We start from the raw sequence: 15,613 nt of genomic DNA, 5'->3' as shown, positions 1-15,613 counted from the left end.
TAGCTACGCGGCACTGAGTTCCCGTCGACACGACGGATCTATAATGCCACGGTGGCCACGCATTGAAGCACTTGACGACTCAAATGTGGTTTACAACGCAAGGAGCGCCTGATGTTGGAAAGATCTTGACGAGCTCGTCGCCGAACGCGCCGACCCTCGTTCGAGAAAATACATCCAAGGATCGGTTCAGCGTGATATTGCGGGTGCATAGCTACAGCGGAGACCCCATAGTTCAGTACCTGCACCGGATTGATGCCCAATATGAGTTGTGAGATGAATGAATCGGAACTGCGGCGTAGCGTGTTCGTCGCCGGCCTCATCCAGGCCGGCGATGTTGTCCTGACGACGACGCCCGAACCGGCGAGCCAAATAATCCGTATGATCACCGGCGCGGACATCTCTCATGCCATGATTTGTGTGGGTAAGTCGAGTGTGATCGATTCCACTGGCGACGGTGTTCACGCACGCAACCTTGAGCGGCTCATTCTTGAGCCAGGCTGCGCTGGTCATGTGCTTCGACCGGTGAAACCGCTGACGACTGAGCAATTGCACTCCATCATCTCTTTTGCCAGAGCTGCGGTCGGTACTCGATACTCCATAACCAGCGCCGCCAAGAGCGTGTTGGCCGGTTTCGTGGCCGGCCGGAGGCAGTTCTGCTCGCGTTTGGTCGCGCAGGCCTATCGTGATGCCGGCGTGAACCTAGTATCGGATGCCGACTTTTGCCACCCCGGAGAGTTGCTGAAGAGCGCGGCGCTTGTCGAGGTGCCTAATGTGCTTAGGAATCTCAGTTCAGAAGAAGAGGCTGACCGGCGTGAGGATATTGACAACGTTCAGGCCATGCGCGACTCAACCAACGCCTTGCTTGGGGAGGCCCGCAAGATGTCCTCTGAGATTGAGTCGCTCAACGACATCGATGCCTACTTGGTTGAGCATCCGGAGGGAGACGCTCACCTTGTGCAAGCCCTGCGATCTTCGAGGTACCTGGAATTGTGGCGAGATGAATTCGAAAGGAATTCCTGGCAGTACCACGTCGCCTTGATGGAAGGGGCCGATGGTTCGGAGCAGCGCAAGCAGAGGTACTGCGAAGAGCTGCTGGCAGACGAGAGGTTGTGCCAAAACCGTTTTGTCCTGAACCACGCGGGCTACGTGACCGTGAACACGTTGCACCCTCGCCAATACTTCGCCCTGAAGGTAGAGCTGTATGACCTCCTGACGCAGTTTCGTGCTCGGCGCATTAAGGCAGCAACTACCTGGCTTGAGCGCAGGGGACTGCTTGAGCCCGCGCCTCCTAGGCTGCTCCGTCCGCACACGTCTGAGTGGTTTGCTTCGCTGCGCGAATGGAATCCCAAGCAGGCCGCAATGGCGGAAGCGGCCACTAGGGCAACGGGAAGTTTGGATGTGTGCAGTGTCTGTGCGGATGATCCGGTCCGCGATTACGCCTTGGTGAGTATGCCGGCGGCTGGGCCAGGTACGCTTCGGCTCTGCGACGACTGTTTTCGCATCCGTTCCGCCGACGAACCAATGAAGCCTTTCTAACCGCGCAGTTCTTCGGCGACCACCGGCCAGACTGACTGGCTGATGCTGTATCCTGCTTCAGCGTCGTATGATTGCGGTTGGGTACCGTATGGCTGAAATTTCTCGCTTTGCCGACGCTCGGTGGTCGAATGCGATTGACTGCTTCTGGCCGACTGCGGCCCGTTACGGCTAACAGTATATGCTAACAGCAGGCCCTTGGTAGGCATGGTAAATGCCAGCGAAATGTGGCTGGACCGGTCAATGACCACCGGCGCGGGCGGTCAACTTTGCCGGAATATGCAGAAATTAAAAAAATGCCCATTCAAATGTGAATGGGCACAAGGCTGGGGTGGGCTCCCAGGGACGTTCTGTTACTGCCGTTAATCAGTGAAATTACAAGAATAATTTAGCGTGTGTTTAGAACATTCAACTCTCTAACTTCAATCGTTGCCGGCTAAAGTTTTCACGCGCTTGGCAGCAGTTCTCCAACAGGTCCTCTCCAATCCATCTTCAAAGCCCACTGTTTGACTGCGTCGATATCTGTCGCCATGTAACGGTCCTCTTCGAGGAATGCGACGCGAGTACGAATATCGGCGAACTCTGCTTCGACCAATCGGGAGCTTCTGAGAGGGCGGTGGAATTCCATCCCTTGTGCAGCTGCCATCGCTTCGATGCCAACCACAACTGCTGTATTTTCAACCATATCAGTCAGCCTGCGCGCGCCATAGGTTGCCATCGATACATGGTCTTCCTGGTTTGCAGAGGTGGGGATGCTATCCACACTGGATGGATGTGAGAGGCACTTATTTTCGGATGCGAGAGCCGCAGCGGTCACCTGGGCAATCATAAAGCCCGAGTTCACGCCGCCATCATTGACTAAAAACGGAGGCAATGCGGATAGATTAGAATCCAGCAGCAACGCTAAACGACGTTCCGAGATAGCGCCAATTTCCGATATAGATAACGCGATGATGTCAGCGGCAAACGCTACCGGTTCCGCATGGAAGTTGCCTCCGGAAATTGCCTCTTTGGTGTCCGTGAAAACTAAAGGATTATCCGATGCCGCATTTGCTTCGATAGTAAGCACGCGCGCCGCATGTGTGAGGTTATCAAGGCAGGCTCCCATGACTTGTGGTACGCACCGAATTGAATAGGGATCTTGAACGCGGTTGCAGTCCGCATGTGATCGAACGATCTCGCTACCATCAAGTAGCGCCCTTACGGCCGAAGCGACACCAATCTGCCCAGCTTGCCCACGAGCAGTGTGAATTCTGGCGTCAAAGGGAGTGATAGAACCTTTTATTGCCTCAAGAGACAAGGCTCCAGCTACGATGCCTGCTGCAAAAACACTCTCAGCACCAAACAATCCTGCAAGTGCAAGCGACGTTGAAACTTGAGTGCCGTTTAGCAAGGCCAGGCCTTCCTTCGGTCCTAAAATAAATGGCTCCAGTCCGATCATGTGCATTGCATCAGCGCCGGAAATTTTTTCGACATTTTTATTGGCAGTAACGCTACCTTCACCAATTAACACGCATGCAAGATGTGCAAGTGGCGCAAGGTCGCCCGATGCCCCTACAGAGCCCTTCGAAGGAATTCGCGGCAGTAGGTTATTATTGAACAGAGCCAAAAGAGCATCCACCAATTCGACTCGAACTCCTGAGTGACCGCGCGCAAGGCTAATAGCCTTAGTTGCGAGCACCAATCGGACTACGCCATCGGCAAGTATTGGTCCGGTGCCGACGCTGTGAGAAAGCACCAATTTCCGTTGCAACTCCTCCAGTCGATGTGCCGGGATACTGGTATTTGCGAGCTTGCCGAAACCAGTGCTAATCCCATACACGATACGGCCTTCATCTACAATTTCTTGTACCACAGCTTGCGATGCTTTCAACGCATCGCGCGCACCTGGCGCCAGTTCAAGTTTGACGTGACCAAGATATATGCGACGGAGATCCGATAGCGTTACATTTCCCGGCGAGATGACCAATGTTTCTTTTGATTCGTTCATGCTAATCCTTTGGATAAATAGTTTTACTTCTACGTTCAATTTTTTTGGACGCCGTATGCAAGCACTTTCTCTCAGACCTTGCCTCGTCCAGACATACCGAAAGTGCGCTCGACAATAAATAGGAATACGGCAGATATGAGAATCAAGACTGTCGACATAGCTGCAAGGAATGGTTCGTACTCATATTGAACATAAGCACGAAGCTGCAGTGGAAGCGTTGTCCAATCGGTTTGGGCCAGGAAGGCGGACACCGTATAGTTATTCCAGGACAAAACAAAAGTGATGATCAACGACGGCACGATGCTAGCTCGCAGCAACGGTATGGTTACTTTAAGAAGGGCTTGTCTTGGCGTGGCTCCCACTGTCATGGCGGCCTCCTCAAGTCGACGGTCGAACCGTGAGAGCTGTGCCGTAACGTTCCGTACTGGGTATGGCATTGTTACAACCACATGCGCCCCTACCAGAACCACCAGATTGGTCATCATCCCCATCGCCATCATTAGTTGGAAAATGGCCAGCGCCACAATCACCGCAGGAAAGAACAGTGGGGAAAGCAGTGCAAATTCCATGGGTTTACGAAGACGTCCCGTGTAGCGATGAAGACCGATTGCAGCCAGTACTCCAACGGTAGTACTGATAACTGCGGTCATTATCCCAATCACAGCACTCGCCCATGCAGCAGAAAGAAATTCAGGTTTGTCGAGAATTACTCGATACCAATGCAGGGTAAAACCTTGTGGGGGAAATACCATCGCAACCGGGTTAAACGAAACCACTATGAGTATCAACAGAGGCAGCAAAAGAAAACAAAAAAACACTATCGTAGTGACAAACCATACGACGTCTCTAACCTTGAGTTTGAGCATCATTACTCCTATTAGTCAGATATCGCACTCACGCTGAGCGCAAGGCGGTTGGCATACGGCTCACGGAATGAACGAGCCATTGATATACACCAAGCATTAGTAAAGTCACTATCAGTAAAATCATTCCAATCGTTGCTGCGAAAGGTAAATTATTGGAGACTGTCGCCATTTCATACGCCGCAACGCTCATAAAGCGCACTCGTCCGCCTCCCAACAAGATGGGCACAACGAATGACTCCATGTTTATTCCCAGCGCTAGTATGCTGCCGGCGAAAATACCAGGAACACTCAGCGGTAAAATTACGCGAATGAAGACTGAGATTGGATTGGCACCGACTGACATCGCCGCATGCTCCAAATCACGAGGAATGGATTTCAGTACCCCATAGAGAGAAAGCACAACAAAAGGAATTGAAACCTGCACCATTCCAATGAGCACTGCGGTTTCATTGTAGAGAAGTTGAATAGGGCGCTCTGTGACACCCAAAGCAATCAGCAAATGATTGATGGGACCATCTCGGCCAAGTATTACCATCAGGCTCAGTGTTCGAATGACCAAATTCACCCACAGCGGACACATGTTTAAAAAAATCAGCCAAGGCTGCAGTTTTTCGCTGGCCCGTGTAATTACAAAAGCCCCAATGTATCCAATGATCACGGCGAAGAAGGTGGCGAGAGCAGAAAGTCGAACCGTGCGCCAAAGTAGATCTTTGAGATAGTAGCTGTCGGTTAGAAAGTGATTGTAGTTTGCCAAAGTCATCGGCATTTCGACTGCGCCAGCCTGGCCTGATGTCATGAAACTAAATATAACGATCAAGACTAAGGGAATGAAAAAGAAGACGACGAGTATTAAAAGTGCTGGAACGAAAAGAAACTGGGTTCCGCCTTTAGCACTGATGTTTGTGTTCATGTCCGCACCTGTCCGTTTGGCAGAAGACGAGCGACAAATTGCAGCGCTACACGATCACCTATTTGGAAAAAATGATTTGCCCCTGCCGTCTTCACACGGACTAGCGAATTTCCTAGTCTGATCAAATAGTCGCTTGATGAACCGAAAAACATAATTCGTTCGACTCTACCCATCGGTAGCGATGAATCTTGAACCTGTTCTGGTTTGACCAATGTGATCCATTCTGGTCTTACGAACGCCACGCCATCAGGCCCGTTAATTGCTGTTACTTCGTCTTCGATTGGAATTGACTCGCCAATGAGTGTTCGAAGATTGGTACGGCCATTGCAATGCTCAAGTTGCCCTTCAAAGAAGGTCGTTTCCCCTACAAAACGTGCTACATACAATGACGTTGGTCTGTTATATATTTGTTCCGGCGTGTCGATTTGCTCAATGACACCGCTATTCATTACAACAACTCTGTCAGACAATGACATTGCTTCTTCTTGGTCATGGGTCACGAAGACAGTGGTCAATTTCAATTTCTGCTGGAGCGCCTTTAGTTCTACTTGCATATCTTGACGAAGATTTTTGTCGAGAGCACTCAAAGGCTCATCAAGCAAGAGTACCTCTGGCTCAAGCACGATAGCGCGTGCGATTGCCACTCGTTGCTGCTGCCCGCCGGACAATTGACTTGGCATGCGATTTGCCAACGATTCAAGCTGAACCAGGCTTAAGGCAGCTAGTGCTCGATCACGACACTCCTGCTTATTCATGCCTCGCAATTCCAGGCCCATCGCAACGTTTCTCAGTACAGTTAAATGCGGCCACAGCGCAAAATTCTGAAAAACAAAACCAATTTTCCGCTTCCAAACCGGATCACGTGTAACCGTCCGCCCAGCTATTACGATGTCGCCGCTAGTCGGCGTCTCCAGGCCAGCGATGATACGCAGAAGTGTGCTTTTTCCGCATCCGCTCGGGCCGAGAATGGACAGAAACTCGCCTCTATGGACTGATAGATTAACCTCGTTCAGAACCTTCGAGTCGTCGAAAACCTTGTTGATGCCGCTTAATGTGATTTGATGCATATCTACCTCTTCAGAGCTGCTCGAGTAGGCTCGAGCAGCAAGATAACTAATGAACAAAGATTTCAACGTTCGATTTCTTTATCCCAGCGCTCTTTCCATTCGCCTAATTTTGGCGTTACCTTGCGCCAATCAGCTATGCGGAGCGTATTGATAACTTGTGCGCCGTATGGAACATCAATGTTCATGCTGTGAAGATCGAGATCTGCTCGCGATGGTGTATAGCCTAGTGCTCTAGCGTATTCAATCTCACATTCTTTGCTGAGGAGGTAGTTGACAAATTTAAGCGCTAACACCTTGTTAGGTCGTCCTTTTACAACGTGGACAGTTGAAACAAGTCCAAGTGCGCCTTCTTTAGGTACGACGAATTTAAGATCCACTCCCTTTCCGCTAGCCCAAGTTACGCGCCCACGAAGCCAGCGTGCCATCACTATGTCGCCCGAGCGAAACAGGTCCAATAATTGCGGATGCTGACTATAAAAAACATCGATATTTCGACTTAGCTCTGCCATTTTCTTAAAGCCGGGATCGATGTTATCTTCACTTCCACCATTCAATTTCGCAAACAATACAAGCAGTTCGACGTTGGCATCGTCGAATTGAGCCGTCGTCACTTTGCCTTTATATTGTGGCTTAAACATGTCGAACCAAGAGGTAGGTGGTGGCGTTACTAATTTTGGGTTGTAAGCAATTCCATACTGACCAAAGTTGGCAACAACACCGTAGTCTGAATATCTCGCCTTTAGAAAGAGCGAATCAAGATTAGTTACGATGGCCGGATCCAATTTCTCAAACAGCCCTTGCGCCTCGCCCCGAAAGCCCCAAGCAAAATCTGCGTGAATAACATCGACCTCGCCGGCCTTTGCTTTTGCCAGCGCTTCCGCACCTGAGACAGGTACAAAACGGACCTTAACGTTGTTTGCTGCCTCAAAGCCCGCGATGTTTTTCTTGAGCGCTTCGGTGTAGGCTCCTCCGAAAGCCGCGACAACTAGGTCTTTAGTTTGGGCGATTGCTGTTGATGCTGTTACTACACATAGAGCGAAAATAACAAGATACCGCTTCATGACATCTCCTTTTGTGGTTGAACCTGACTATATATCAGTGTAATCAGCGCAAGCCGAGAATCGGCTAGCTCCTTTTTTTGCGCACACCCCGCTTAGCTAGCAAGACGAGGAACTTCGAGTGTCCCGCGTTCACCACACTTTTTACGAAATGACGATTTTTTATTCATGTTTTAGATTACATGAATAAATTCATGTTGTAAATCAGTGAAATTATAAATACTATAGATTACCGATTCAAAAATTGCCAGCAATTCAAGAGCATTTAAGAACGGGAGGACGTCGATCAATTCATATGAAACTCGACTAGTCCGATAGAGCAATATTGAATCTACTTTTAGGAGGGTACTTGCAATGAAGAAAATAATTATGACCGTACTACTGGGGGCGTGTGCAGGTGGCGCGGCAGCTCAGTCCAACGTAGTCATTTATGGCCTGATGGATGTTGGCTTCGCGCAACGAGATGGCGGGAGATATGAGGGGGGAATTACTACACCTACGCTAGTTAACAATGCCAACAATTCTTCTCGGTGGGGTATAAAAGGCAGTGAGGACCTCGGCGGAGGTATGAAAGCTAACTTCGCTTTGGAAGAGACATTCAAGCCGCTAACTGGTGTCGGCGGTGCCAGTGGTATTGTTGGTTTCGATCGTCAAGCATGGGTCGGACTATCTGGTGACTTTGGCCAGGTGCGAATGGGACGTCAGGCTTCGGTAATAGACCAAGTGCTACTCCAGTATGATCTTAACTACGGTGCCAATGCCACCTCGGCATACGGGAACGTAGGCCTTCAGGCGATTTATGATGCTGCCTATGGAACCCGCCGCAGTGCCCAACTTCAATATTGGACACAGCCAATTTATGGCCTTTCAATTCAAACGGGATTTATCGATAAAAACGATGTCCTTGGCCCTAACAGCGTCGTCCTCAAACAACCGGATAACGTCTATCAAATTGGTGCGAACTATGTTGCCGGTCAGTTTTCGGCTGGTGCTGCCTATGAGTCCAAGCACGGAAATGTTCCTGGATTAGGCGCTAACTGGGGAGCCGGTGCCAAATATAATTTCGGTAGCTTCGTCACCTCCATTAACTACTACGACAACGCCCTCAATACTGATGGCAAAGGTTATGGCGCTGGCGTTTTGGTACCTATCGGTGCATCAGTTAATGTTGGTGCCCAGGTTGCTCATAACACTCTCGCCAAGGCCACTGCATGGGAGCTATTTAGTAACTACTATCTCACAAAGCGAACAAGTTTTTATGCGCTGTATGGCGGCATGGATAACAACGCCGCGATTTACGATAAGGCCGCCAAAAAGAACAGTTTTGCACTCGGGATGGTCACGTCGTTTTAACTGAGCATCTATCATTTTTTAAAGCAGTTCCTTGCTGCGCGGGTTGAGACGGACGGCTGTCTGTGGCTATTCAGCACATGCTGCTCTTCAATCTCAACCCGCATTCATTTAAGGAAAAAGTATATGTCCACAGCATCTGAATTTCCCCAATTTCTTGACGACCCGCGCTTCGATGCTAGTCGTGAAATCCGCGCGCCTCGCGGAACAAATAAAACCTGTAAAAGCTGGCAAACCGAAGCTGCATATCGGATGATCCAGAATAATTTGGATCCAGAAGTCGCAGAAAATCCGAAACATTTAGTGGTGTATGGTGGTATAGGTCGTGCCGCGCGCGATTGGAAATGCTACGACAAAATTCTCGAAGTGTTGAAGGATTTAAACGACGATGAAACGTTGCTGGTGCAGTCCGGAAAACCGGTAGGCGTCTTCAAAACCCATACCGATGCCCCCCGTGTGCTGATCGCCAATTCCAATCTAGTGCCAAAATGGGCGAATTGGGAGCATTTTAACGAACTCGACCGTAAAGGTTTGTTCATGTACGGGCAGATGACCGCTGGCAGCTGGATCTACATTGGCAGCCAAGGTATTGTGCAGGGTACGTATGAAACCTTCGTCGAAGCGGGCAAACAGCATTTTAACGACGACTGGCGTGGCCGCTGGATCCTGACCGCAGGTTTGGGCGGCATGGGCGGCGCGCAACCACTGGCTGCGACGTTGGCTGGCGCGGTGTCGTTGAACATCGAATGCCAGCAAAGCAGCATCGATTTCCGCTTGCGTACCCGCTATGTTGATAAACAAGCTAAGGATATCGACGAAGCCATCGCCTTGGTGCAATACCATTGCGCGAGAAAGGAGGCTGTATCGATTGGCTTGCTGGGCAATGCGGCAGATATCTTGCCGGAACTGGTGAAGCGCGCCAAGGCCGGTGGTATTAAACCGGATCTAGTGACCGACCAAACTTCAGCACATGATCTGATCAACGGCTATTTGCCATCCGGTTGGAGCGTCGATGAATGGAAAACGGCACAACAAGATGCTAACCAACATGTCCGTCTGACACAGGACGCGGCAGCCTCTTGCGCAAACCATGTGCGGGCGATGCTGGATTTCCATGCAATGGGTATTCCAACCGTCGATTACGGTAACAACATTCGTCAGGTCGCTTTCGATCAGGGCGTACAGGATGCGTTCGCCTTCCCCGGCTTTGTGCCAGCTTATATCCGTCCAATGTTCTGCGAAGGCAAAGGACCGTTTCGCTGGGTGGCGCTATCCGGCGATCCAGAAGATATCTACAAGACGGATGCCAAGATTAAGGAGTTGTTTCCGGATAATAAGCACGTCCACAATTGGCTGAACATGGCGCATGACCGCATCGCTTTTCAAGGTTTGCCAGCTCGGATTTGCTGGCTTGGTTTAGGTGAACGTCATCTCGCCGGCCTGGCATTTAATGAAATGGTCCGTAGCGGCGAGCTGAAAGCGCCGATTGTTATTGGTCGCGATCATCTTGATACCGGGTCAGTCGCCAGTCCGAATCGTGAAACAGAAAGCATGAAGGATGGCACTGATGCAGTGTCCGACTGGCCACTACTGAATGCGCTGTTAAATACTTCGGGTGGAGCAACCTGGGTTTCTCTGCATCATGGCGGCGGCGTCGGTATGGGTTACTCGCAGCATTCCGGAATGGTGATCGTGGCGGATGGTAGCGAGGCTGCGGCAAAACGTCTGGAGCGTGTACTGATCAACGATTGCGGCTCAGGCGTGATGCGTCATGCTGATGCTGGATACGAAACGGCAGCTGCTTGTGCCCGCCGCAATGGTCTAAATTTACCGATGGTGCCACGTAGTTAATCCATCACACGCATCACCATCAGACGCAAAAAAGGATCAGGTGATTGACGCGCTACTTTGCGCTTCTAACGACGTGCATCGTGCGCGCTCTGTATGGGCAATAGGCCACGGCGTGGGATCGATATGCGTAGCGTAAACGATATTACTGAATCTTCGTGTCTTGTCACGCGAATATAGAGAAGCATTAGGAGTAAGTAATGAGGCAGGCAGCAGATATGAGCCGCTGGAAAGGTCGAGTTGACGAGGAGGAGGGAATATCAGGCCGACGTTGGCACCAAGTTGTGCAGGCCCTGGAGTCAACTAACGAGGTCACTGGCGCGGCTTTAATTGGTTTTGCTTGTGATGCCGGTGTTGCACGAAATCATGGGCGTCCTGGTGCCAGCGATGGCCCCGCGGCCTTGCGTTCGATGCTCGGTAATATGCCGGTGCATCGCAGCACAGCGATTATTGATGCGGGTGATGTGGTGTGTTCCACCGTTGGAAACAGCGACGGACTGGAGCAAGCGCAAGAAGAATTGGCGGATGTGGTTGCGGATTTGCTGGAACGTGGCTTTTTGCCGATAGTAATGGGAGGGGGCCACGAAATGGCCTATGGTTCCTTTAGTGGTTTAGCTCGATCTTTTGTAACGACATCAGAGGTGGTGGGGCCTCGTATTGGCATCATCAATCTCGATGCGCATTTTGATTTACGTTTAACTGAGCGTGCCAGTTCTGGTACGCCGTTTCGACAGATTTCAGAAGACTGCCAAGCGAAGGGCTGGACGTTCCACTATTGCTGTCTTGGTGTCAGTAGGTTTTCCAACACTGAACCATTGTTCGAAAGAGCCAATAGCCTAGGAGTCCGTTGGCGCTCGGACGAAGAAATGGAATCTAGGCATCTGCCAGAAACGTTGACAACGTTAGGCGATTTTCTAACTGAAGTGGATCACATCTATTTCACAATCTGCCTCGATGTACTTCCCAGTTCATTGGCGCCCGGCGTCAGTGCACCGGCTGTGCGTGGCGTGTCATTAGACGTGATTGAGGCGATTGTCGATGTGGTTGCTGCTAGCAGCAAGTTGAGAATTGCTGATATTGCTGAACTCAATCCAACACACGATATTGATCAACGCACCGCGCGGGTAGCAGCACGCTTGGTAGCTCGCGTGGTGGAGCGAGTAAAAATTTAAGCAATTTGAAAATTCGATTTGTTGAAAGTAGTACATAAATATTTATATAAAACTCCGGAGACTAGACAATGAAAAAAACGATCCCTGCTTTTACCGTATTGACTGTTTTCGCATACACCGCTTTCGTTCGAACCGCAGTCGCGGTCTGTGGTTCAATAGATCTACGCATCATGAAAATGACTATCAATAGTGGCATTTTGTGTTTGCGAGATTCGGATTTGTCGAAATGTGATCGTGCGTTTCATCCTTAATAAATCTGGATTGAATAATAATGTTTGGGAAAACACAAAATTCAAGCGCTGAGTCGATCCCCGATATCGAGCAACGCTTGGTAAATGCTGGAGCCACACGTTTGCGTAAGCGAATGATTTGGACTGCCGAAGCGGACGCGCTGTTGGGATCAGTTCCGGACGTTGTCATCGCCGCACAATTAAATATTGCTACGATATCCGTCCGTAAGCGCAGAACCAAGTTGGGTATTCCTTTTTTCGGTAGAGCCGTGTTTGAATGGAATCCAAAGATGGATGCATTTTTGGGAAAGATTTCTGATCCCGATATTGCACAGAAACTGGGTTGCAAGGCATATCAGGTGCGGGCTCGCCGTAAGGAATTAGGTGTCCCCTCCATACGGCGATGGCCGGAGTCGTTGAAAAAAATCATTGCTAGAGGTGGCGTTCTACCTGAACCACCCGAATCTCCCATAGTCACGACGGGCCATCGCTTTCTAATTGACCAACTCGAGGATTTGTCTGACTCTGAAGACCTGGAGTTGACGTCTTATCTGCAGAATGTGTTGAGTGAAATACTGTCTTTAAGTTTAGATCCGTTGGATTGCCCGCGTTGTCATTCAGATAGAACAAGTTTGTCCCAAGTGCCGATTTCAAAACATCGTTATCCTAGCCCATATTTTGAGTGCAAGGCATGCAAAAAAATTTTTACTCGATTAACGGATACGCCGTTGGCGGGCATACACGACCTAATAGTGATATCCGCATTTATTCGCTTGCTATCGCAGCAATTGCCATATGAAGAAGCTCGCAGGCGGCTTGGCGTTGGTCACAAATTTGTCGCAGACAGGACCAAGAGATTCCGGATATGGTTGCTAAAGCTAGACCCATCCGGTAAATGGGAGGCTCGCGTCCGTTTGGGGATCAAGCCGCGGCCTCATATTCGCTGCCCGCGTTGCGGTGTCGGTGGAGAAAAACGTTTTTCAGGTCGGGATCATGTCGCAGGCCGCCATTTATCCTGCCCAGCCTGTTACTCACGTTTTAGCGTGCGAGATGCCGAGCGCTTGGCGCAACAAAAGATGCAATTGAAAATTTGGTACGACCCAATTGAGCGACACTCGAAAACGTTGCTGCCTACAGCTCGTCATGGCTGATTATACGAACGAACTGGCGCACTCATGTCTCTTACGAACATACATAAAAATGGACAATGGGATTGTGGCCAGGAATATTTTTTGTACCTACCTTAATGCCCTTCAACTACAACTTGTGGTCGCCCATCGCAAGAGCTAACAGCGCTTGTCGATCAAGGCTGACCAATTGATATTTATCTCCCCTAAAACCAAGGGACAACCCGTCAATTATGGATATGCCATCTCACCAACTCACCATGACCGTGCTTATGTCGCCCGACATGGCTAATTTTTCCGGTAATGTGCATGGGGGCGCGATTCTCAAATTACTCGACCAGGTAGCGTATGCCTGCGCCAGTCGCTACGCAGCACAATACGTGGTGACCCTGAGCGTGGACCAAGTGACCTTTCGCCAGCCAATCCACGTAGGCGAACTGGTCAGTTTCCTTGCCAGTGTCAATCATACCGGCACCTCATCGATGGAAGTCGGCATCAAGGTGGTGGCCGAGGATATCAGGACCCAGGTGGTGCGCCATGTCAATAGTTGCTTTTTTACGATGGTCGCGGTGGACGGCGAACGCCATCCAGTTGCGGTGCCGCCGTTGCGTCCGTTCAGCGCCGAAGAAAAGCGGCGGTTTGAAGGCGCCATCCTGCGCAAGCAGTTGCGCCAGGAACTGGCGCACCGCTTTGAAGAGATGAAGCCAACCTAGGTCTTTGATTATGAGCACTAACACTTTTTCGAGCGCACCGGTCATCGAAAACAACAATGACCAGACGACCTATGATCCCAATCGATTGCTGGACGCGCTGACCCAAAAATTGCACGTGAAAAGCGATGCAGCACTTTCTCATCTGCTAGAAGTTGATCCTCCAGTAATTAGTAATATTCGAACTCGCCGTAAACCAATAGGTGCGGTATTGTTAATTCGAATGCATGAAGTCAGTGATCTGACCATTGGGGAATTGCGAATTCTAATGGGAGATCGTCGTAAAAAATTTCGGATGGGCATGAAATACATCAAGCCAGAAGGAGATTGATGCGACGTGCGAGAACGCTCTAAGTTAAAGACTTGCAGTGATGCGAATTTTTTAGTTGTTTGTTCGCTTAACCAGAACCTCAAAATTTGTGCACGGGCGCACTGATCAGATCGGCAGATTAAGCGGTATTAGTTAGGGAAAAACCATGACGGCCAAAGCTACCTTTCCTTTGCCAGCTTATCGGAGGGTATGAGAAGGCAAAGACTGCGGAAATCTCTGCCCCCTGCAGTGAGGGCCAATTGATCATCACATAGGGCAATCGAGCAGATAGTTTGCTCTCTGAACCCACTGACTATGATGGTACAGTAATGATCTTGAAAGCACTTAACTAGGTTGTGATGAAACCAGAATCCACAGCTTTAACTGCTTTTTTCAGCACGGGGGTTTCTGATGAAGAATTGCCGCATTCCGAAATTCGTGCTTTAGCGATGATTGGAGCTGGTCTGCTCAGAAAGCATCTAGGCGACGTCGAGGCTATTAAGGTTTTGTTGGTGTTGTCTCGCCCATTCGACAGTCACTATTTCAACGCGACGGCTAAAGCGATGGACATGATAGGAGAAGCTGCCGCAGGTGATTCACTTAGCGATGACGATGAAACGTTGGCTTTCATAGAATACGCGGCACAGCATGGTTTGCCGAGCGAGGAAATGGAAGATGCGATCCGAGCGCCTTTCAAAATAAAGAGAGAGAAGCTCAAAAATCAACGGGGCGTGATGTCGCTACCTTCAGTTCTCAATGGCACTAGCGAGCGTTTATCGCATATAGAAGTCCGCGCCTTAGCGAGTATTGGTGCAGGCTTACTCAAGAAGTATCGAGGCAATGCGCAGGAAATCAGTAAGTTGTTAGGGGCGGCGGTGGCGATAGATCGGCATGATTACGACCAGACCGTCAAGAAGCTCACAGACTTATGCAACGAAGCCACCACGCCGGAGCCGATTTATGACGAGGCCGCATATCACGCCATTTTTCTACGCGAGCCAAAAAAATGAAGGCGCTGCGATAGGCGCATCGACAAGATGTTGGAGTTATTTCTGACGCAACGAGAAGCCGATGACTGATGAAACGGCTAAACGGCGTGCATACGAACATGTACACCCCAATATGAATTGTCAATGGGTAACTACTCTACTGTGCTTTTGCTTCATAGTGGCGAATAATTCAATGGAGAAAAATCAATTCTGCATGTAACTGGGCGATCGGCAACAATTTAGCAAGAATGTGAACCTGAAATCCTGAAATCCTGAAATCCAGGATCTTTCTCTTTTTTTTTAGGCGCATTTTCTGAATCAGTCAGCTATTCTGGTAGACAGCGTTTCAGTCTGATCGGAAAACACTCGCGACGAAAATAGCGTGGTCAGCGGGGCACTAAAACATCGGCGATTCTCTTTGTCCTAATGGGTGGTCGAAGGTGATAGGCCGTA

Annotated in this window: 13 protein-coding genes; 8 read left to right on the top strand and 5 right to left on the bottom strand. The window is 49.8% G+C overall.

Translation table 11 applies throughout. The features are described from left to right. Positions 1-273: 273 nt before the first annotated feature. Entirely contained in the window at positions 274-1,536 is a 1,263-nt protein-coding gene (locus VNZ60_RS13800; protein ID WP_325660034.1) for a YiiX/YebB-like N1pC/P60 family cysteine hydrolase, read from the top strand. A 442-nt stretch (positions 1,537-1,978) separates the two neighbouring features. Here VNZ60_RS13800 and hutH read toward each other — a convergent pair whose 3' ends face one another. The 5 genes from hutH to VNZ60_RS13775 form a co-directional block, all read right to left on the bottom strand. Then, a complete protein-coding gene (gene hutH / locus VNZ60_RS13795; protein ID WP_325660032.1) occupies positions 1,979-3,523 on the bottom strand; it encodes a histidine ammonia-lyase in 1,545 nt (514 codons plus the stop codon). 71 nt (positions 3,524-3,594) lie between these two features. Then, a complete protein-coding gene (locus VNZ60_RS13790; RefSeq protein ID WP_325660030.1) occupies positions 3,595-4,392 on the bottom strand; it encodes an ABC transporter permease in 798 nt (265 codons plus the stop codon). Positions 4,393-4,417: 25 nt separating this feature from the next. Beyond that, a complete protein-coding gene (locus tag VNZ60_RS13785) occupies positions 4,418-5,299 on the bottom strand; it encodes an ABC transporter permease (RefSeq protein WP_325660028.1) in 882 nt (293 codons plus the stop codon). Further along, positions 5,296-6,366 carry an ABC transporter ATP-binding protein gene (locus VNZ60_RS13780; RefSeq protein ID WP_325660026.1) on the bottom strand — a complete coding sequence of 357 codons (1,071 nt, stop codon included), beginning with the start codon at positions 6,364-6,366 and terminating at the stop codon, positions 5,296-5,298. The genes VNZ60_RS13785 and VNZ60_RS13780 overlap by 4 nt, the downstream gene beginning before the upstream one ends. Before the next feature lie 62 nt (positions 6,367-6,428). Then, positions 6,429-7,427: an ABC transporter substrate-binding protein gene (locus VNZ60_RS13775; RefSeq protein WP_325660024.1), complete on the bottom strand. Its 999-nt coding sequence runs from the start codon at positions 7,425-7,427 to the stop codon at positions 6,429-6,431. Positions 7,428-7,778: 351 nt separating this feature from the next. Here VNZ60_RS13775 and VNZ60_RS13770 point away from each other — a divergent pair, with 351 nt between their 5' ends. The 7 genes from VNZ60_RS13770 to VNZ60_RS13740 all read left to right on the top strand — a co-directional run bounded on the left by VNZ60_RS13770 (position 7,779) and on the right by VNZ60_RS13740 (position 15,181). Beyond that, positions 7,779-8,777: a porin gene (locus VNZ60_RS13770; RefSeq protein ID WP_325660021.1), complete on the top strand. Its 999-nt coding sequence runs from the start codon at positions 7,779-7,781 to the stop codon at positions 8,775-8,777. Between the two features lie 123 nt (positions 8,778-8,900). Continuing rightward, complete coding sequence (hutU, locus tag VNZ60_RS13765; RefSeq protein ID WP_325660019.1) at positions 8,901-10,625, top strand: urocanate hydratase; 1,725 nt, start codon at positions 8,901-8,903, stop codon at positions 10,623-10,625. A gap of 197 nt (positions 10,626-10,822) precedes the next feature. Then, on the top strand, positions 10,823-11,794 hold the full coding sequence (hutG, locus tag VNZ60_RS13760; protein ID WP_325660017.1) for a formimidoylglutamase: 972 nt from the start codon (positions 10,823-10,825) through the stop codon (positions 11,792-11,794). A 271-nt stretch (positions 11,795-12,065) separates the two neighbouring features. Next, complete coding sequence (locus VNZ60_RS13755) at positions 12,066-13,175, top strand: DUF746 domain-containing protein (RefSeq protein ID WP_325660016.1); 1,110 nt, start codon at positions 12,066-12,068, stop codon at positions 13,173-13,175. Positions 13,176-13,384: 209 nt separating this feature from the next. Further along, positions 13,385-13,864, top strand: a complete 480-nt coding sequence (locus VNZ60_RS13750; protein ID WP_325660014.1) for an acyl-CoA thioesterase — start codon at positions 13,385-13,387, stop codon at positions 13,862-13,864. 10 nt (positions 13,865-13,874) lie between these two features. After that, positions 13,875-14,192 (top strand): hypothetical protein, encoded by a 318-nt coding sequence (locus VNZ60_RS13745; protein WP_325660013.1) that lies wholly within the window; start codon positions 13,875-13,877, stop codon positions 14,190-14,192. A 338-nt stretch (positions 14,193-14,530) separates the two neighbouring features. Continuing rightward, positions 14,531-15,181: a hypothetical protein gene (locus tag VNZ60_RS13740; RefSeq protein ID WP_325660011.1), complete on the top strand. Its 651-nt coding sequence runs from the start codon at positions 14,531-14,533 to the stop codon at positions 15,179-15,181. Positions 15,182-15,613 lie beyond the last annotated feature (432 nt).

This window comes from Collimonas sp. (genome assembly GCF_035566375.1).
Lineage (GTDB): Bacteria > Pseudomonadota > Gammaproteobacteria > Burkholderiales > Burkholderiaceae_D > Collimonas.
Note: the sequence above shows the minus strand (reverse complement) of the source record. Positions and strands in the feature narration are given on the sequence as shown.